At 36.5% G+C, this 18,398-nt stretch carries 18 protein-coding genes; 10 read left to right on the top strand and 8 right to left on the bottom strand.

Annotation, left to right across the window (positions count from 1 at the left end):
• Window positions 1-767: 767 nt before the first annotated feature.
• Window positions 768-1,121 carry a VOC family protein gene (locus tag ACIQ38_RS17345; RefSeq protein ID WP_402825845.1) on the bottom strand — a complete coding sequence of 118 codons (354 nt, stop codon included), beginning with the start codon at window positions 1,119-1,121 and terminating at the stop codon, window positions 768-770.
• Between the two features lie 148 nt (window positions 1,122-1,269).
• Between ACIQ38_RS17345 and ACIQ38_RS17350 the strand changes: the two genes are divergently transcribed.
• From ACIQ38_RS17350 to ACIQ38_RS17370, 5 genes are all read left to right on the top strand, one after another.
• Entirely contained in the window at window positions 1,270-2,148 is an 879-nt protein-coding gene (locus ACIQ38_RS17350; RefSeq protein ID WP_402825848.1) for a helix-turn-helix transcriptional regulator, read from the top strand.
• Between the two features lie 279 nt (window positions 2,149-2,427).
• Window positions 2,428-2,802, top strand: coding sequence for a GntR family transcriptional regulator (locus ACIQ38_RS17355; protein ID WP_402825851.1), 375 nt, complete (start codon window positions 2,428-2,430; stop codon window positions 2,800-2,802).
• Complete coding sequence (locus ACIQ38_RS17360) at window positions 2,799-3,677, top strand: ATP-binding cassette domain-containing protein (RefSeq protein WP_402825854.1); 879 nt, start codon at window positions 2,799-2,801, stop codon at window positions 3,675-3,677. The genes ACIQ38_RS17355 and ACIQ38_RS17360 overlap by 4 nt, the downstream gene beginning before the upstream one ends.
• Complete coding sequence (locus tag ACIQ38_RS17365; RefSeq protein ID WP_402825857.1) at window positions 3,664-4,389, top strand: hypothetical protein; 726 nt, start codon at window positions 3,664-3,666, stop codon at window positions 4,387-4,389. The genes ACIQ38_RS17360 and ACIQ38_RS17365 overlap by 14 nt, the downstream gene beginning before the upstream one ends.
• Complete coding sequence (locus ACIQ38_RS17370; RefSeq protein WP_402825860.1) at window positions 4,386-5,090, top strand: phosphatase PAP2 family protein; 705 nt, start codon at window positions 4,386-4,388, stop codon at window positions 5,088-5,090. The genes ACIQ38_RS17365 and ACIQ38_RS17370 overlap by 4 nt, the downstream gene beginning before the upstream one ends.
• A gap of 29 nt (window positions 5,091-5,119) precedes the next feature.
• Here ACIQ38_RS17370 and ACIQ38_RS17375 read toward each other — a convergent pair whose 3' ends face one another.
• Window positions 5,120-6,262 (bottom strand): FAD-dependent monooxygenase, encoded by a 1,143-nt coding sequence (locus tag ACIQ38_RS17375; RefSeq protein WP_402825863.1) that lies wholly within the window; start codon window positions 6,260-6,262, stop codon window positions 5,120-5,122.
• Window positions 6,263-6,352: 90 nt separating this feature from the next.
• Between ACIQ38_RS17375 and ACIQ38_RS17380 the strand changes: the two genes are divergently transcribed.
• Complete coding sequence (locus ACIQ38_RS17380; protein ID WP_402825866.1) at window positions 6,353-6,832, top strand: GNAT family N-acetyltransferase; 480 nt, start codon at window positions 6,353-6,355, stop codon at window positions 6,830-6,832.
• A gap of 28 nt (window positions 6,833-6,860) precedes the next feature.
• Here ACIQ38_RS17380 and ACIQ38_RS17385 read toward each other — a convergent pair whose 3' ends face one another.
• On the bottom strand, window positions 6,861-7,856 hold the full coding sequence (locus ACIQ38_RS17385; protein WP_402825869.1) for a PQQ-dependent sugar dehydrogenase: 996 nt from the start codon (window positions 7,854-7,856) through the stop codon (window positions 6,861-6,863).
• 162 nt (window positions 7,857-8,018) lie between these two features.
• Between ACIQ38_RS17385 and ACIQ38_RS17390 the strand changes: the two genes are divergently transcribed.
• Both ACIQ38_RS17390 and ACIQ38_RS17395 read left to right on the top strand, forming a co-directional pair.
• Complete coding sequence (locus ACIQ38_RS17390) at window positions 8,019-8,753, top strand: sulfite exporter TauE/SafE family protein (protein ID WP_402825872.1); 735 nt, start codon at window positions 8,019-8,021, stop codon at window positions 8,751-8,753.
• Window positions 8,754-8,770: 17 nt separating this feature from the next.
• Window positions 8,771-9,730, top strand: a complete 960-nt coding sequence (locus ACIQ38_RS17395; protein WP_402825875.1) for a D-2-hydroxyacid dehydrogenase family protein — start codon at window positions 8,771-8,773, stop codon at window positions 9,728-9,730.
• A gap of 46 nt (window positions 9,731-9,776) precedes the next feature.
• Here ACIQ38_RS17395 and ACIQ38_RS17400 read toward each other — a convergent pair whose 3' ends face one another.
• A complete protein-coding gene (locus ACIQ38_RS17400; RefSeq protein WP_402825878.1) occupies window positions 9,777-11,939 on the bottom strand; it encodes a M28 family peptidase in 2,163 nt (720 codons plus the stop codon).
• Window positions 11,940-12,249: 310 nt separating this feature from the next.
• On the opposite strand from ACIQ38_RS17400, the gene ACIQ38_RS17405 reads away from it, so the two are divergent.
• Window positions 12,250-13,092: a MurR/RpiR family transcriptional regulator gene (locus ACIQ38_RS17405; RefSeq protein ID WP_402825881.1), complete on the top strand. Its 843-nt coding sequence runs from the start codon at window positions 12,250-12,252 to the stop codon at window positions 13,090-13,092.
• Between the two features lie 19 nt (window positions 13,093-13,111).
• Window positions 13,112-14,224: a M20 peptidase aminoacylase family protein gene (locus tag ACIQ38_RS17410; RefSeq protein ID WP_402825884.1), complete on the top strand. Its 1,113-nt coding sequence runs from the start codon at window positions 13,112-13,114 to the stop codon at window positions 14,222-14,224.
• Between the two features lie 92 nt (window positions 14,225-14,316).
• Here ACIQ38_RS17410 and menC read toward each other — a convergent pair whose 3' ends face one another.
• From menC to ACIQ38_RS17430, 4 genes are read right to left on the bottom strand one after another with little or no spacing between them, the layout of a single operon-like run.
• Window positions 14,317-15,447, bottom strand: a complete 1,131-nt coding sequence (menC, locus tag ACIQ38_RS17415; protein WP_402825887.1) for an o-succinylbenzoate synthase — start codon at window positions 15,445-15,447, stop codon at window positions 14,317-14,319.
• Window positions 15,448-15,466: 19 nt separating this feature from the next.
• Complete coding sequence (locus tag ACIQ38_RS17420) at window positions 15,467-16,477, bottom strand: ABC transporter ATP-binding protein (protein WP_402825890.1); 1,011 nt, start codon at window positions 16,475-16,477, stop codon at window positions 15,467-15,469.
• Window positions 16,440-17,471: an ABC transporter ATP-binding protein gene (locus ACIQ38_RS17425; protein ID WP_402825893.1), complete on the bottom strand. Its 1,032-nt coding sequence runs from the start codon at window positions 17,469-17,471 to the stop codon at window positions 16,440-16,442. The genes ACIQ38_RS17420 and ACIQ38_RS17425 overlap by 38 nt, the downstream gene beginning before the upstream one ends.
• Window positions 17,472-17,489: 18 nt before the next feature.
• Window positions 17,490-18,377 (bottom strand): ABC transporter permease, encoded by an 888-nt coding sequence (locus ACIQ38_RS17430; RefSeq protein ID WP_402826385.1) that lies wholly within the window; start codon window positions 18,375-18,377, stop codon window positions 17,490-17,492.
• Between the last annotated feature and the right edge of the window lie 21 nt (window positions 18,378-18,398).

The raw sequence follows: 18,398 nt of genomic DNA on the forward strand, positions 1-18,398 counted from the left end.
CGCCGATGGTAGTTGGGGGTTTCCCCCTGTGAGAGTAGGACGTCGCTGGGCACCAATAAAAAAGTCGTTACCGAGTAATCGGTAGCGACTTTTTTGCGTATTAGGAAATTATGAGATTTTAGTCGGAAGAATAACGACCATTAATAAAATGCGCAACGTAGCAGCCGTTACTCGCAACATTGAAGTGCATATGCGCAACATTCTATTTGAAACACGCAACATTAAGGGACATTTGCGCAATGTTGACGAAAACTAGTGACAATCGTCGTTATTTCACTCTAAGTAAACTTGGTGTTTTAAGAAATAGTTGCTTTCAGACTACAACTGGTTGCTTTCAATGACCTAGTGATTGCCCTACGCCATTTATTGGATATATGCAATCAGAAACTGGAAAAAAAATTATTTTCTAGCTAGTCTACCAGGTAGTTTTGAGCAGCTTTCATTGTTTCTGGCTCTAGGCGGGTCGATGGTTCATTTCTCACCCAGCTGAAAGCGTCTAAAGGCAGTAAAAATCTCACCAGATAATTTAAATATGTATTTCATTTTCTTTCAAAATCCCATTTTTTAAATGGATTGATGCACAGCCAACCACGGGCGGTTTATTCTGTTCTTAGAAAGAAACACTTACTCAGAAACGACATTTCCCAGGAAATAATGACACTATTCATCAATAAAAATAAACAAAACTCAATTATAATTTTATATTATGCAACAAAATTCGATTCTATTGGAAACTGAAAAAATCCCTCACAAGAGGGATTACTTCACTAAACTTCACTCATTAATGCGTGGGTATTACCTTCTGTATCTTTGAAAAATGCCATCCAAGTTTCAGTATTCCCCATTTTAGCTACCATATGGGCTTCGTCTATAAAATTTGCCCCAGCGTCTCTCATTCGAATTACCTCTGCCTGTAAATCATCTACTTTAAAATACAACACAGAACTCGGATGATCAAACTCTTCTGTTTCTGGACGGCTCAGTAGTAGCCTTGTTTCCTCACTTTGAAAAAAAGCTAATCCATTCGTTTCGAAAAGCAAAGGCAGTCCCAATACATCTCGATAAAACTCGACAGCACGTTCCACATTTACTACATTTACAGCGATTTGCCCAATTTTCATTTTAATACCTCCATCTCTCTAATACCATTTCAATAAAAATCAGAAAAATCCTTTATACTTATTATATTTAGTAAGAATTTCGCAAAATATATCAAAATGAAAATAAATAGAACTAGTAAGATAAGTAATAGAGGAGGTGCATGAGCTAGTGAATATCATTCAAAGGACGGTAAGTTGGCTAGAAACTAAGATTGAAGACTCTATAAAAAATGAAGAAATTGTTCAATTCACTGGATATTCTTTTTATCATTTTCATCGTTTATTTCAAGAACATGTGGGCATATCACTCCATGAATATGTGCGGCAAAGAAGGATAACAAGCGCGGCAAATAAACTGATATACACGGACACACGAATATTGGACATTGCATTTAACTATCAGTTTGAATCACAGGAATCTTTTACAAGAGCGTTTCGAAAAGTATATGGATTGCCCCCGGGAAAATATCGAACGCTCATGCGGACCTTATTGGAAGAAGAAAATAAGCAGGAGGTAGAAAAGATGGAAGGTTGGTTTTTAAGCGGTACGAATAGTGAGCATTATGAGATGCGAAGAGATTTCGAAAATGTGCTGAAAGGAAATGTATCTGGTCAATTGCGATCTATAGGACAAGAGGCAAAAGAAGGTTTTGGCACTGTCATGCAACAGTTTCAAGCGAAGGAATGGCTTGGAAAGCGGGTAAAATTGTCCTGTTTTATTCAAACGAAAGATGTACAAAGTTCTGCTGGGTTGTGGATGAGAATAGACGGGAAAGACGGAGATACATTGCAATTTGATAATATGCAAAATCGACCGATTACCGGCACAACTGCTTGGAATCATTACTCGGTTGTATTGGATGTTCCTGAAAATGCAGGTGCTATCTATTTCGGAGTTCTGTTGCAAGGTGTTGGAGAAATATGGATGGATGAATTTACATTCGCCCAGGCTGATGAAAAAACAGCGTCAACGAATATGATGATGCCTGAAAATATGCCTAGCAAGCCAGTTAATTTGAATTTTGAGCTGGAGTTTAAAGATAAATGAGTAACAGAACTAAAAATAATATCGGAATAGCAGTTACTGCAATGATTTTTATTCTGATAGTAGTTTTGAAATTTTACTTGGGAAATACCATTTATGATTGGATTAAAAGCATTCTATAATTCTTTGTCTGGTCAATCAAAAATATTTAAATAAATTAAATCAAAAACCGCATTCCTGTGAATGTGGTTTTTTAGTGGTCTTGTAGACATTTTAGAAAATTTGATATATACTACATTACAACACTAATGTACTAGGTATAGTGAAAGGAGGACAGCTAAATTGAATTTAAATTCAGAAAGCACAAAGCCCATCTATATTCAAATTGCGGAATGGATTGAAAATGAAATAATTGCCGATCGATTTCAGAGTGACCAAAAAGTACATTCTCAATATCAATTAGCCGACCTATTTAATATTAACCCTGCAACAGCTGCGAAGGGATTAACGATACTTGTGGAAGAGCAAATTCTTTACAAGAAAAGAGGATTGGGCATGTTCGTAGCGTTAGAAGCGAAAAATATGATTCTTGAGAAGAGACGTAACGAAACATTAACACGCATGGCTATGGAGCTCGTTTTAGAGGCAAGAAGGCTTTCTGTAACAGAAGAGGAATTGATTCAGCTGATTAAGAAATGTAGGGGGGAACAAAAGTGACAGTTATTGATTGCCAGGATCTTCGAAAAAAATATAAGCGTATGGCGGCACTTGACGGCATTACATTTCAATTAAAAGATCAAAAAATCACCGGTTTGATAGGAAGAAATGGCGCTGGAAAAACGACGTTGCTAAAAGTTTTAGCGGGTTTTATAAGTAAAAGTTCTGGGGATGTTCAAGTGTTTTCAAACAACCCATTTAATAATTTGCGTGTATCAGCGAACAGTATTTTAGTAGATGATCAAATGAGCTTTCCTGATTCGTTAACACTAGCAGATATATTAGAAGTGGCACCAGATTTTTATAAGAGATGGGACACGGAGCTTGGGAATAATCTATTTAAGTACTTTAGATTGAACCCAAAACAATTGCATTCCAGATTATCTAAAGGTAATAAAGCAACGTTTAATATGATTTTTGGATTAGCTACTAGGTGTGAGCTGACGATGTTTGATGAGCCTACAAATGGGATGGATGAAGCTGTTAGATCAGATTTCTACCGAGCATTACTGAAAGATTATATAGCTCATCCTCGCTCTATTCTGATTTCTAGCCATCATTTAGCCGAAATGGAGCATTTGTTGGAAGATATTTTACTTATTCATAAAGGGAAAGTTGTTTTCCATCAATCACTAGAAGCAATAAAGGAGTATGCAGTTGCGCTACAAGGACCAACTGATGTAGTAGAAAAGTTGTCTGCCGGGAAGGAAATTCTGCATACAAAGCGATTGGACAGTCAGCGGAAATATGTAGTGATAAAAAAGGAAGACATACCTGTTATAGAGGGAGTTACGACCCAATCAGTGTCTGCTAGTGATGTTTGTATGTATGTGACGAGTGAAGGGAAAGGGGGAATTGATGATGTTTTTAAGTAATAGTAAACTGGGAGAAGTGGTCAAGTCGCAAGTGAAGTTCAAGCTGAATGCATATATGGGCACAATAGTAACACTAATATTTGTACAGCTATTAGGGCTACTATTCTCAATGAATGGAACAGGAACTCGTGGAGTTAATATAGATATGAGCACTGTTTATGTATCTGTGGTTTCTTACGATATTATTTTTATATTTGTAGCACTTTGGGCGTTTGTTATTGGAAATTCGATAACGACTAAAGCAAACGATGATTTTTCGTTTGTAACAACACGACTAAGCAGTAACTTAGCGAACATCATCTTTCTATGCTTAATAAGTGTATTTGCGGGAGTAACGATTGTTTTATCAAATTATTTATTGCGTATTATACTTCTACTATTTGGTGATCAAAATTATATGGAAAATCCAAGTATTTTTGATGCTTCACTTAATTCAATTATTAGCATGGTAATCATGATTATCCTTATTTTAATTGTTTCAGCTGTTGGCTATTTAAGAGGAATACTTGTTCAGCATAATAAAATATTTTCAATCCTATTGCCATTTTTAATCTTTGTATTACTAGTGACAAAATCTGGTCAATCAGTTATTCAATACATTTTTATCGAAAATACGTCTATGGTCGTCTTAGTGGTGAAGTTGATTTGTCTATCTGGCGTTGTTTTTATATTTGCTATTTTGTGCTCGAATCGATTGGGGGTTAGATCATGAGTAACTGGTCTGTTGTCAATTTACTTACTTTCCTTCCTATTATCGGCGTTCTCTTTCTTTTATGGATAATCTTTCGAGCTTCAAGAGGTGTAACGAGCCGTATAAATTTGAATCGACGATTGTATAAATGGATTATTTGTTCCTACGTAGGTATTCTCTTTTTGGCGGTAATTGTGTATTTATTTTTACCAAGAAGCGGCAATGAGCTGATGACCAAAACAGAATACGAAGTTTTTAAAAAAGAAAATGAAACGTTTGAATCGGCTTTTAGCAATACAGAAGGAAGCAAGTTAGATCAAAAGTTTTTACTGGAAAGTTCGATCCAAGAATTAGATGGCGATACGTTGGAGGTAGGGCTACAAGGCTCAGCCCGACCAAAATTAAATATAGAGTGGACTGACTCAAAAGAGCAAGCAGTGGAAGTAGAAGTATATCATACGAATGTATCTGTGTATGGAATAAACTTGAAAGGGGAAATTCCTTTATCAACGATTGATTGGAAAGGAAATCAATTAATAATAAAGGGGCCTGCACAACAAGAACTGGAATATTATCAGTTTACCGATGGATTAGTTTGGCTTTCCTTTTTGGAAGATTCACCTGAAAGGGAATATACACTGGGAGCGGGAAATATGTATATCTACCTAAAAGTTCCAAAACATATAAATGTAATAGATAAAGATGGATTACAATTTTATTGAACAAAAGTGCCTTCTGAAGAGAGGCACTTTTACTTTAACTTCACATCAAACAAAAACTTTAAACGACGTAATAGTAATTTAGAGGGGATCAATGGAAATAACAAATCACGGCTACGCGCGAGTGGGCGGGAACGTAGTTGTGCTGCTGCACCTATTTGTCGGGATAAGTTAATGACTTTTGCAGTGCGTGCTACCCGTTTTTCTTCGTAAAAGGCAAGTGCTTTCTTCACGCCTGGGAACTGCTGAAATGCATGTCCGAGTACAATCGCATCTTCGATAGCTTGACCAGCACCTTGTCCCATATTTGGAGTAGTTGCGTGAGCGGCATCACCAAGTAGAACAATACGGTTAAAAGCAAATTGTTGTAGTGGTTTTATATCTAAAATATCATGGTGAAGAATATACTCAGGTTGTGTTTCTCTGATTAGTTCTGGAACTACTTTTGGAAAATCTTTAAACAGATTGGCAATTTCGGTCCTTTCGATATTTTGATAAAAAAGGTCTTTCTCTTGCGCATTGATACATGCAAACCAGTAGACTTGCCCATTTTTCATCGGTGCCATACCAAACCGACCGGTAGTGGACCAAATTTCGGTTGATGTAAACTCGTCTACTTTTCCTTTATTTTCCGTGATACCACGCCAGCATGTATAGCCGGAATAGCGCGGCTCAGAATTAGGTACAAGTTTTTTACGAATAGGCGAGTGAATACCATCTGCAGCGATTAGCAAGTCTGCAGTTACTACGGTGTTATCTTCAAAATAAGCGGTAACTTTATCTCCATTTTGGTCTACATTCACACATCTTTTATTGTAATGAATGGTATTTGGATTTAATGCATCTAAAAAAGTACCATGCAGGTCAGCACGATGAATCGTTATGTTCTCTTGTCCAAATCTTTCTTTAAGTACTGAGAAGTCAATGGAATTAAGTATTCGCCCTTTGTCATTTAGGAAAACTTGCGTGTGCAAAACGTTTCCATTTACAAAAACTTTTTCACCAATACCAATATCCATAAGGGCTTGCATGGCATTCGAGCCAATTCCAATACCTGCCCCTACAGGTTGAAAGGTTGGCGCTGTCTCGTATACATTTACGGAAAACCCTTGTTTTTGTAAAGTTACAGCGGCACAAAGACCTCCAATACCACCGCCAATAATGGCAATTTCCATATCCTCAGCTCCTTCTTCATATTAGTTTAACAGATTTAAAATAAAACTTTGTGTTATGCTAATTTATAATAATTAATGGGGGAATTAAGGATGATTGAGCTTATTGCTTATGAAGAGAAGTATCGAACATTATTGGAAGAATATCCACTGACAGAAGCTCATCTTATGTTCACAGCACATCCAATTGAATTACTCGACAGAAGTGCCAACACTTCGACTTACACACCAATAGTTATATTAGAAGAAGGGAAAATAGCAGGATTTTTTGTGCTAGATACGGGGGATGATAAATTTCATTACACCGATCAGCAAGATAGCATTTTACTAAGGGGATATTCGATTCATTCAGCGTATCAAGGTCGAGGTATTGCAAAAACATCGATGACTCTTATTCCATTATACATACAAAAATATTTTCCACATGTTAGTCAAGTAGTACTAGGAGTAGATGAAGATAACTCAGTAGCACAATCTCTCTATACAAAAGCAGGATTCAAGGATGAAGGGAAACGGTTCGACGGAAGATCAGGTATACAAATCGCAATGTGTTTAAAGTTGGGAAATGAGTGATGAGTCTTCCCTTAAAAGGGCAAACTCATCATTCAATTAAGCGATAAAGCACATCGTCATCTGCGTCAGGCTTTCCACGTCCATCGGTATTATTTGTAATAAAATATAACGATTCCCCGTCTGAATAGACATCTCGAACCCGTCCAAAGCCAGTAATTGAACGCTCCACTTCACCAGAAGATAAATCCATCACTTTTACTGCTTCCCCACGTAGTGTAGCAACATACAATTTTCCTTTATGAAACGTGATTCCTGATGGAGCCCATGTTTCATTATCACCAGAAGTTATAATAGGTGGTTCTAAACCTTCATGCATTTCTTTTCCTTGTATGATGGGGTATCCATAGTTTTTTCCTTGTTCCATTAGGTTAATTTCATCATTGGCAGATTGACCATGTTCTGCTTCATAAAGTGTTCCATCTTTGTCCCATGCGAGTCCTTGAGGGTTGCGATGGCCGATTGAGAAAATCTCGAATGAACCGTCTTCCTTCATGCGCAAGATTTTTCCGTTAAACGAATTAGAAACTTGTGCATTATCAGGATTTCCCGCATCACCAATTGTTACATAAAGCAACCCATCTGGACCTATTTCTAGACGACCACCATGATGGATGTTACCTGTAGGTATGGCGTCAAGGTGAATGGTCGTTTCATACCAAGCATCGTTTTCCTTTTTAATCGTTACTACTCTATTGAAGGATTCCCCGTTTTGTTCATACGTGTAGTATGCAAATGCTTCATGTGAATCCCCAAAATCTTTCTTTAACACGAATCCAAGTAATCCTGCTTCTGATGCATGTGATAAGTTATTCGAAAACTGGACGTTTTCATGTTCTACTTTTCCATCGTTTATTTTTGCAATTGTTCCTACTCGCTCAGATATGTAGAAGGTATCTTCGTGTTGATTAATCGACCAAGGGGTATTTAAATTGGTTGCCACTGTTTCTGTAATTCCCTCTTCCGTTGATGCAATTTCATCCGAGCAGCCAAATAAAATCAAAGATAAAAGTAAAAGTCTTTTCATATAATCCCTCCTATATTAGTACTTCCCGTTTTCTAGTAAATTCCCCTTCTAATAACGATAAGTTTTTCAAATAGGAAACGATAATTACTATCGAATTTACTTATTAAGTGAAGAGGGTTATGCTGAATTTACAAATTGTACGAATGGAAAGAAGGCTTTAAGATGGAATTTATCCTCTTTTTTATGATTGGGGTTGTTGGTAATGTTGTTGGTACATTAGTAGGAGGCGGGGGACTTATTAGTTTACCTACCATGCTACTCATGGGTTTGCCAGTGCATTCAGCAATTGGTGCAAACAAAGTATCCAATACAGTAAGTTCGTTAACTAGTTTTTTCGTTATTTTCAAGCAGAAAGAAGTTACAGGAAAAGAAGCGTTGGCTGTTATCACCTTTTGCTTAGGGGGCGGTGTTTTAGGGGGACTGATTGCCTCCTTTTTAAGTGGGCAAGTGCTGACGATTATTGCCATTTTATTACTCAGCTTTGCATTCGTTACCTCTTTCATGGGTAGTGGTAATTTTGATGGGACAGAATCATTTCGGGTCAATAAAAAGATTGGTCCAGCATTACTGGGGATTGGAATGTATGACGGGATGTTTGGACCTGGGAGCAGCACGCTTGCAATGTATTTGTATGCTAGTCAAAAAATCGCGTATATCCGGGCAGTAGGCTTAGCAAGAATCGGTGTTTTCGCAAGTTGCTTTGGGGCATCTATTACGTATATATCAACAGGTAAAATCATTTGGCCACTGACCATTGCGTTGATGATTGGAGCGATAGTAGGTGCACAGTTAGGAGTGCGATTAGCACGCAAATTAAAAGCACAGCATGTAAAACCATTACTTAGAGTGGTGACAGTGCTACTGATCGTGCAAATAATGGTGGACTATTTGAAATAATAAGAGGGGGATATTAGATGAAACTTCGTTGTGCAATATTAGATGATTATCAGGCCGTAGCACTTAAGATGGCTGATTGGTCCAGTATTTTAGATAAGGTGGAGGTGAAATCTTTTCAACATCATTTTAATAATGAAGATCAACTAGTAAAAGCTATTAGTGATTTTGAAATTGTCGTTATTATGCGAGAGCGAACACCTTTTACAGAGGCTATCTTCGAAAAACTTCCTAACCTGAAATTACTTGTAACATCGGGTATGAGAAATGCCTCTGTTGATCTAAATGCGGCTACAAAACATGGAATAGTTGTTTGTGGGACTGCAAGCACGTCCGAAGCCCCAACAGAGTTAACTTGGGCTCTTCTACTTAACCTCGCTCGGAAGATTACTAAAGAAAACAATGAGTTTCGTACCAATGGACTTTGGCAAAGTACTGTAGGATCTGATTTATATGGAAAGCGTCTTGGGTTACTTGGACTTGGTAAAATCGGAAGTCGTATGGCAGTTATAGCGCAAGCATTTGGTATGGAAGTAATCGCTTGGAGTCAAAATTTAACGAAAGAACAGGCAGACAAATATGGTGTACAATTAGCAAAATCCAAAGAAGAACTGCTAGAAACAAGTGATTTTATATCGATTCACCTCGTGCTAAGTGAGCGTACACAAGGTCTGGTAGGTAGGAAAGAATTACAGCTTATGAAAACTTCCGCTTATCTTATCAATACGTCCCGTGCAGCCATTGTTGATCAAGATGCATTAATAGAAGCGTTACGTGAAAACTGGATAGCTGGAGCAGGGATAGATGTATTTGAAATCGAACCACTTCTGGATAATCATCCATATCGTGAGCTTCCCAATGTGCTTGCTACTCCACATCTGGGCTATGTAAGTGAGCGTAATTACAGTACGTATTACCGTGAAACAGTAGAAGATATTCTAGCATTTCTAGATGGGTCTGTGCTGAGACAATTAAACTAAATTTGAAAAAGAGCTCCTAACCAACTAGTTAGGAGCCCCACTTTTATTATTTCAACTCATTCAACATTGAACCAAGCTCTTTTACGCTTGATACCTCATCTGCAACAGTTGTTTTTAATAATTCTTTTTGTCTTTCTAACATAGTATTTAATGTTTCAAGTTCTACAGTTACATCCGCTTCTGTTTGTTCTCTTTTTTCTTTCAAAGAACTGATTGTATCGAATAAATCTTCGTGACCAACGATTCTTCCAGCACCCCACATAAGTTTTTCTTTCGGAGCTTCTAATACATAGTCCGTGAAATAATCAAATACTTCTTTATCGAAATCATATGCGTACCAGTTATTATCGATTGCCCACAAGTGTTCATCTAAAGCAGTAGCAATATCGCCTTCATTTAATGCATCAATAGATAATGCTAAATTATTGATATTATTTTGGGCATGCACATGTGGAAATATTGGCTCGTCTTCCCATGTTAAGCGGACAAATCGATCCTCGGCATATTTAAATGCAGCAAGTAATCCACTGTTAAGCTCACGGCTTTCTTCATACAGCTTCTTAGCTGTATTTGAATCACCTTTAGTTAGAGCAGCTAAATAATCTGCATTTACTTTTGAGACTTTTTTATTTAGCTCTTCTGCAACTGAAATCACGTTATCGATTTCAGTCGATAGATCATCAGAGGCAACATTAGCTTTTTCAAATGCATCCGTATCAATCTTTTCTTTTAACGCTTGTAGACGAGTCGTGAAATCTAATGGAACTACAGCAGTTTCATCGTAATGCATTGTAAGTAAACCATAAAGATTTAAGTGGAATTTTAGTGCATCTGCATTATATACATCTTCACTATCGAATTGGGAGTGATAATGCGAATGCATAAATTCGCTATCTTGGAAATCATTGCGAAGTGCAGGAACACCAGCAATTCCAAAAGAGAAATCATCAGACCAAGTACGTAGAGGTGAAACAACTGAAATACCGTCTTTATAAACGCCATCTACACTCGGTACTTCCTCTACAAACTTCGTTAAATAGTTATTCAATTCATAGACTGAACGAATTTCATCTTGTGTTGTATGTTCATAAGCAGGAAGCTCAAAGTTCAAATTAGCAAATGCTTTTCCAACCCATTCAGGGTGAATGTTGAAGATTTGATTGTACGCTCCTGTAGACCAGTCGTAGCGAGTGTTTGAAACTCCCCACTCTTCTGCAGCAAGTGCATTGAAAATAATCGTTTTTTCTGGTTGGTAGCCACTATCGATTAAGCCTTTTGCGATACCCAACATAAGGCCAATCGCTGCATTATCATCTTGGAATCCTGCAAAATACGAATCATAATGCGCAGATAAGATGATATACGATTCTGGGTCTTTACCGATGATTTTACCGTAGTAGTTATACGTCTTTCCATCAAATTTCACAGTGGATTTTGCATCAAACTTTACGGTCATTACTCCGTTTTCACTAGCTTCTAGTGCTTTCTTTAAACTATTTGCATCTGTTTGAGACATGGAAAATGCAGGAGCATCATCTGGTCCACAAATATCTTGTGCATTAAGTGCATCCGGATCAACTTCACCATAACCAGCTTCTTGTACCGCAATAACTGCTGCTGCACCTTTTAAGTGCGCTTGATAAGCAGAGTAATTAATCCACCATTCTTCGCGTTGGTTAATATCTATTAATACAAGTTTACCTTTGATATCTAGTCCTTCAAGATCTTCTGCAGTCCCTTTACCAGCGTAAATAATATCAAGTTCTTTCTCGCCATTTGTGTCAAAATTTACTTGATAGCCACCTAAAACAGCAAGATGTTCTTTCCCATCTGCGTCAGTAAAAGTTAAATCAGCTTTTTCAAACTCCCAAGTGTCCACTTTAAATTCATCTTTTGTCACTTCGGAAAGTCCGATTTTCTTCATTTCATCGCCAATTTTTTCCCCAGTTTTCAACTCTGCTTCAGATCCAGCAGTGCGATATCCTAGCTTTTCATTGGTTTTGTATTCTTCCAGACTTTTTGCAAATTGGAAAGCGTAGTCTACATCGACTGCAGAAAGATAATTGCTATTTGCATCTTCGCGACTAACAGATTTTCCATCTTGGACTGTTTTTTCTTTCACATTGGTCTTTTCTTCTTTTGGGGTACACGCTACTAATAACATTCCGACTAACATCGACAAAGTCAGGTAGCTAACAAGCTTTTTCATTTATCACATTCCTTTACTTTTTTTAATAACTAGATAATTAAACGACAATAATAAAATATTAGCAATACTAATTTTGACAAAATGTTGCAAACCGTACTTTATAATACCCTTACGAAGAAAAATTAAACGGTAAATAAAATACAGAAAACTAATGTACCGGAATTTTGCACTTACTTATGAAGTATAAAATGAACATAATATAAAACTTATCAGGATGTTGTGAATGTTCAGAAAAAATGGTAAAATATAAAGGAAATACTTATTTATTAGAGAAAAAAAAGTAAATCCTTCAAAAAGGAGAACAAACTTTATGTATGCGTATGAAACTAGAATAAAAGAAAATTTTAATGCTCTATCTAATAGTCTAAAGAAAGTTGCAGAACTACTAAAAGAGCATCCTTTTGTTTTTGCTTCTAATTCAGCAGAAAAAATCGGGAAGATTATAGGGGTAAGTGAAACTACTGTAATTCGTCTTGCATACTCACTCGGTTACAAGAGTTTTTTAGAATTACAAAAAGAAGTGAAAGCTTCTGTATTTGAAATGAAATCAACGATATTAGATTTTGATTCAAATGTAGATCCTTTACAGCAAGAGTCTTCGGTATTCGAACAAGTTATGCTTAGAGATCAAGTAAATATTAGAAGGACAACTCAATCATTAAATGAATCTAATTTTAACGAAGCAGTAAATAAGATATATAACGCGAAACAAGTGGTAGTCGTTGGAAACGGGGCTTCTTTTGGACTAGCTCATTGGTTTTGTTTTACCTTGAATACAATAAGGGGAAATAGCAAATTAATTAATTTAAATATGGATGACTACTTCTCCTTACAACAATTAGATGAGGAATGTGTACTTATCGCTTTTTCATTTAGTCGATATATGGTACAAACTTTACATGTCGCAGAAGAGCTAAAAAGAAAAAAAGTTTTTGTGATAGGAATTACAGATTCTGAAATCTCTCCAATTGCAGAGCATGCAAATTTGTTGTTTTCAACAAAACTTACATATATGTCTACACTAGATTCCGCACCAGTTGTTACTTCATTATTGAATGCTCTACTGGCCGGGATTATCTTAAAAGATGCAGACAAATATAAAAAACAAAAGGCGACTTATGAAAAAACATATAGTAAACTATTTTTCAATTAAATAGAGGAGTGAATAATTAGTGGTTAGCATTTTGGAAGTAGAGAGAGAGATTAAAGAAATTTTTTCTTATTTACATGAACATCCTGAAACGAGTTGGAATGAAGTACATACTACAATGTACATTAAAGAATTACTTGAAAAAGAAGGATGTAGAGTGACGTGTTTTAATGACTGCACTGGTTTGATAGCGGAAATTGGAACTGGTCATCCTGTAGTTGCTATTCGCGCTGATATGGATGCACTTTGGCAAGAAGTGGATGGTGTTTTTAGAGCCAACCATTCTTGTGGCCATGATGCACATATGACAATGGTTATTGGAGCAATTCGTTTACTTTTGACTACTAAATTTGAAGGTACAATACGGTTTATATTTCAACCTGCTGAAGAAAAAGGAAACGGCGCATTAAAAATGGTTGAAAAAGGTGCTGTTGATAATGTGAATTATCTCTTTGGTATACATTTAAGGCCAATTCAAGAGTTACCAACAGGAAAGGCGTCTCCAACAATCGTCCATGGAGCAGGATGTTTTATGCATGTAGTTATTAATGGAGATGATAGTCATGGTGCTAGACCCCATCTAACTTCGAATGCGGTTGATATTATTACTTCTATCAATCATCTTATTAAATTCATCAATGTAGATCCACAAGTACCGTCATCTGTTAAAATCACTTCAGTGCAGGCAGGAGGGGGCAATAAAAATATTATTCCTGGGAATGGAAGTTTTAGTTTAGATATGCGTGCGCAAGATAATGAAACGATGGCTCTTTTGAAAGAAAAAGTGCTTAAGATATTTCAAGATGTCCGACACTTATACAATACGGAGATTGAATACTATATTGAATCGGAGTTGCCTGCTGCTATTGTTAATGAAGAAGCACAAGAAATAATGGGATTAGCTATTAGCAAAGTATTAGGAGAGGAAAAGTGCGCACAACCACTTGTCACTTCAGGGGGAGATGACTTTCATTTCTACACGATTAAGAAGCCTGAGCTGAAAGCCACTATGGTTGGATTGGGCTGCGATTTAAAGCCTGGACTTCATCATCCTAAAATGACATTTGACCACGAAATGCTCTTGACAGGTTCAGAAATTTTAAAAGAAGCTGCACTTATTGCACTAAGTAAATAATGAACCAACCTAGAAGATTAAATTATAACCTTAATAAAGGAATTATCTTACACAAAAAACTACCTAAAACAATTTAGGTAGTTTTTTGTGATTTAATTTGAAAGAAGTATTGAATCAATCGTATATTCGTTTGTTTCAATGGTGAATTTATCTAATGCCTCTAGGTCTACTTCATAGCCTATACCAGGAGTAGTAGGAACTTGAATATGTCCTGTTTCGTTCATCGTAATTTCGGGATTAATAATATCTTTTGCCCAATAACGTGCGGAAGGAGCAGTGTCTCCTGGGATAGTAAAGTTTGAAAGGGAAGTAATTGCAATATTATGCGCTCTTCCTATTCCAGATTCTAACATACCTCCACACCATACTGGTATATTATTTTGAAGGCACAGGTTATGAATTTTAATAGACTCTGAGATACCACCTACACGACCAATTTTAATGTTAATAATTTTACAGCTACCGAGCTCAATTGCTTTTCGTGCATCTTCTACAGAATGAATACTTTCATCTAAACAGATGGGGGTTTGAATTGCGTTTTGTAAAACTGCATGATCTATAATATCGTCGTGTGCTAAAGGCTGTTCAATCATGATTAAATTCAAGCTATCCATTTCTTTAAATAATTCTATATCATTTAATGTGTAAGCTGAGTTTGCATCGGCCATTACAGGGATATCACCAAATTTTTCACGTACACTTCGCAAGTATTCGATGTCTTTTCCAGGCATAATCTTAATTTTAATTTTGTTGAAACCTTGTTTTAATGATTCTTCTACTTTATTTAGAAGTTCTTCTTTTGTTTCTTGGATTCCTATACTTACCCCAACCGTGATTTCTGATTTTTTACCGCCAATAACTTCAGCAAGGGGCTTATTTAGTGTTTTTGCATAAAGATCCCAAAGTGCCCCCTCGATTGCCGATTTAGCCATGTTATTTCTGCGGATACGACTGAATAACTTATTTACATCATCGGGATGTTGAACATCTTTTCCAAGGATAAGTGGTAATAGAAATTCTTGTATAATAGAAAAAGCAGTGGAAACTGTTTCTTCACTGTAATAAGGGTTGGAGCTAACTACACATTCGCCGTATCCAACATGGTTTCCGCTGTGTATTTCAGTGATCAGAAATAACCGTTCTTGCTGTGTTCCGAAACTAGTTTGGAAAGGGAATTTTAAATCCATTTTCATTTTTCGAATAACAACTTTTTCAATTAGCATTTAATTACCTCCACATTTTTTAATAAAGGTGGCAAGCCACTTTGTGTTCCTGAACTATTGTTTTTAACGCTGGTTCTTCTTGTTTACAAACATCCATTGCAAAAGGGCATCTAGTGTGGAATACACAACCACTAGGTGGGTTTACCGGAGAAGGTATCTCACCAATTAATTTGATCTTTTCTCTTTTTACAAATGGATTTGGAACAGGGATTGCAGATAGTAAAGCTTTGGTATAAGGATGTAATGGATTAGAATATAATTCATCTGTTGGAGATTCTTCTACCAATTTTCCAAGATACATAACTCCGATTCGGTCAGATATATGTCTGACAACCCCAAGGTCATGTGAGATAAACAAATAAGTTAAATTAAACTCTTGTTGAACATCTTCCAACAAATTTAGTACTTGAGATTGGATAGATACATCTAGAGCGGATACTGGTTCATCGCATATAATGATGCTTGGATTTATGATTAATGCTCTTGCTAGTCCTATACGTTGTCGTTGTCCTCCTGAAAATTCATGAGGAAAACGGTAATAATGCTCTCTTTGAAAACCAACTTTATTTAAGATATTCATTACTTGTTCTGTTCGTTCTTTTTTGTTTCCTATTTTATGGATTTTTAATGTTTCTTCTAAAATAGTTCCAATACGTTTTCGGGGGTTTAATGATGAATAAGGATCTTGGAAAACCATTTGTAACTCTCGTCGAATATTTCTCAAATCGTTTCCTTTTAACTTGTTGATATTTTGTCCATCATAAATTACTTCCCCTTCAGTAGGTTCAAGAAGTCTCAAAATTGTAAGTCCAGTTGTACTTTTTCCACAACCAGATTCGCCAACTAGGCCGTAAGTTTCCCCTCTAATAAGGCTAAAAGAGACATCGTTTACAGCTTTCACTTGGGAAACTGTATTATTTAAAGATCCAGTAATAGGAAAATATTTTTTGAGATTTTTCACTTCTAAAATGACGTCATTTGATGCTTCTGTATTAGGAGTTGACTGTTTGATGCTCATTTCTGCTACCATTCATTCCACCCCTTTTTTCTTGAATATCTTTGAAATGCCAACAGCGTACTTTTAGATCGTTCTTATAAGACTCTAATGAAGGCATCTTGTCTCTACATATCTCTGTTGCAAACTCACAACGAGGTGCAAAACGACACCCTTTTGGGATTTGTGTCAGCGTTGGAACTTTTCCTTCTATTACATATAGTTTTTCGTCTCGAGGTCCTTCAATCTGTGGGATAGATTTTAAAAGTCCTTGGGTGTAAGGGTGAAGAGGTGAGGAAAAAATAGACTCCACAGAAGCTTCTTCAATAACTTGCCCCAAATACATAACTACCACTTTGGTACAAACTTCAGCAACTACACCTAAATCATGGGTAATCATAATGGTGCCCATATTAAATTCATCTTTTAGCTCATTAATTAAATCTAATATTTGAGATTGGGTCGTCACGTCTAGTGCAGTGGTCGGTTCGTCTGCGATTAACAACTTCGGCTTACAGGAAAGAGCCATTGCAATCATTACACGCTGTCTCATTCCTCCGGAAAGTTCATGGGGGTATTCATTCACTCTTTTTTCAGGGAGTGGAATACCAGTTAACTTAAGCATTTCAACTGCTTTTGCCTCGGCTTCTTTCTTCGTTAAATTTTGATGAAGCAGTAGTGCTTCAACTATTTGATTTCCTACTGTATAGACCGGATTCAAGGAACTCATTGGATCTTGGAAAATCATAGATATATCATTGCCACGAACTTTTTGTAATTCGCTATAACTAAACTTAAGTATGTCGTTTTCTTCAAAAAGAATATTACCTTCGTAATTTGTATGCTTTTCATTTAAGAGTCGAAGGATGGATTCTGCAGTTACACTTTTCCCACATCCAGATTCCCCCACAACCCCCACAGTTTCCCCTCGCTTCACTGAAAAAGAAACATCATCAACGGCTGTGACAGTCCCATTCTCTGTTTCAAAATGGACTTTTAAATTTTTTACTTCTAAAAGTAATTCGGTCATTGTATCACCACGCAGTTTTTATTTTTTTGCCTTATTATTATGTGGGTCTAATAAATCCCTAAGTCCATCACCAAATAGATTGAGCCCAAAAACGGTAAGCATAATTGCGATACCAGGGAAAAGAGTCATCCACCAAGCATTAAATATGACAGTTTTTCCGTCATATAATAGGTTCCCCCAGCTTGGATCAGGCGCTGGAATCCCTGCTCCTAAGAAACTTAATGCAGCTTCGATGATAATTGAATCAGCAAAAATAAAAGTTGCTTGGACGATAAGGGGGGATAAAACGTTTGGTGCAATGTTTAACCAAATAATACGGGAGGAGCTCGCCCCTTGTGCTCTTAAAGCCTCCACATAAGTTTGTTCCTTTACTACTAATGCAGCAGAACGAACTGTTCTAGCTACGGAAGGAGTGAAAACAATGGTAAGTGCAATTATTACATTTTCCACTCTAGGTCCCAGTGAAGCCATAATTGCAATTGCCAATAAAATTGCTGGAAAAGCCATTAGACCGTCTGAAATTCGCATTAATACTCCATCTAATTTTTTAAAATATGCGGAGTAAAGACCAATAATCATTCCAAAAATAGAGGTAATAATAGCAACTGAAAAGCCAATCATTAAGGAAACTCTTGCACCATGTACTACTCTACTAAATAGATCTCTACCATAATTGTCTGTTCCAAAGAAATGCTCCCCACCTGGTGCTTTAAGTCTTTTCATGGCATCTAATTCATATGGAGTAAAAGAAGTAAAGAAAGGAGCAATAATCGCTAGTAATATAATGACAATCATTATGATTGAGCCAGATAGTGCAAGTTTATTAGAAAGAAATCGCTTTACTAAAAGATTTCTATGCTTTCTTTTCATGTCACTTTTCAATGCATTAAGTTGTTCTTCAGTCATTATGTTTTGCACTTTATATCA

Source organism: Psychrobacillus sp. NPDC096389, assembly GCF_044762855.1.
In the GTDB taxonomy this organism is placed as follows: Bacteria; Bacillota; Bacilli; order Bacillales_A; family Planococcaceae; genus Psychrobacillus.

What these genes read in the sequence shown, in the direction of transcription:
- ACIQ38_RS17345 (WP_402825845.1), bottom strand. Translation starts at nt 1,121, where the DNA reads ATGAAAATTGGGCAAATCGCTGTAAATGTAGTAAATGTGGAACGTGCT.
- ACIQ38_RS17365 (WP_402825857.1), top strand. Translation starts at nt 3,664, where the DNA reads ATGTTTTTAAGTAATAGTAAACTGGGAGAAGTGGTCAAGTCGCAAGTG.
- ACIQ38_RS17370 (WP_402825860.1), top strand. Translation starts at nt 4,386, where the DNA reads ATGAGTAACTGGTCTGTTGTCAATTTACTTACTTTCCTTCCTATTATC.
- ACIQ38_RS17375 (WP_402825863.1), bottom strand. Translation starts at nt 6,262, where the DNA reads ATGGAAATTGCCATTATTGGCGGTGGTATTGGAGGTCTTTGTGCCGCT.
- ACIQ38_RS17380 (WP_402825866.1), top strand. Translation starts at nt 6,353, where the DNA reads ATGATTGAGCTTATTGCTTATGAAGAGAAGTATCGAACATTATTGGAA.
- ACIQ38_RS17385 (WP_402825869.1), bottom strand. Translation starts at nt 7,856, where the DNA reads ATGAAAAGACTTTTACTTTTATCTTTGATTTTATTTGGCTGCTCGGAT.
- ACIQ38_RS17390 (WP_402825872.1), top strand. Translation starts at nt 8,019, where the DNA reads ATGGAATTTATCCTCTTTTTTATGATTGGGGTTGTTGGTAATGTTGTT.
- ACIQ38_RS17395 (WP_402825875.1), top strand. Translation starts at nt 8,771, where the DNA reads ATGAAACTTCGTTGTGCAATATTAGATGATTATCAGGCCGTAGCACTT.
- ACIQ38_RS17400 (WP_402825878.1), bottom strand. Translation starts at nt 11,939, where the DNA reads ATGAAAAAGCTTGTTAGCTACCTGACTTTGTCGATGTTAGTCGGAATG.
- ACIQ38_RS17405 (WP_402825881.1), top strand. Translation starts at nt 12,250, where the DNA reads ATGTATGCGTATGAAACTAGAATAAAAGAAAATTTTAATGCTCTATCT.
- menC (WP_402825887.1), bottom strand. Translation starts at nt 15,447, where the DNA reads ATGCTAATTGAAAAAGTTGTTATTCGAAAAATGAAAATGGATTTAAAA.
- ACIQ38_RS17420 (WP_402825890.1), bottom strand. Translation starts at nt 16,477, where the DNA reads ATGGTAGCAGAAATGAGCATCAAACAGTCAACTCCTAATACAGAAGCA.
- ACIQ38_RS17425 (WP_402825893.1), bottom strand. Translation starts at nt 17,471, where the DNA reads ATGACCGAATTACTTTTAGAAGTAAAAAATTTAAAAGTCCATTTTGAA.
- ACIQ38_RS17430 (WP_402826385.1), bottom strand. Translation starts at nt 18,377, where the DNA reads ATGACTGAAGAACAACTTAATGCATTGAAAAGTGACATGAAAAGAAAG.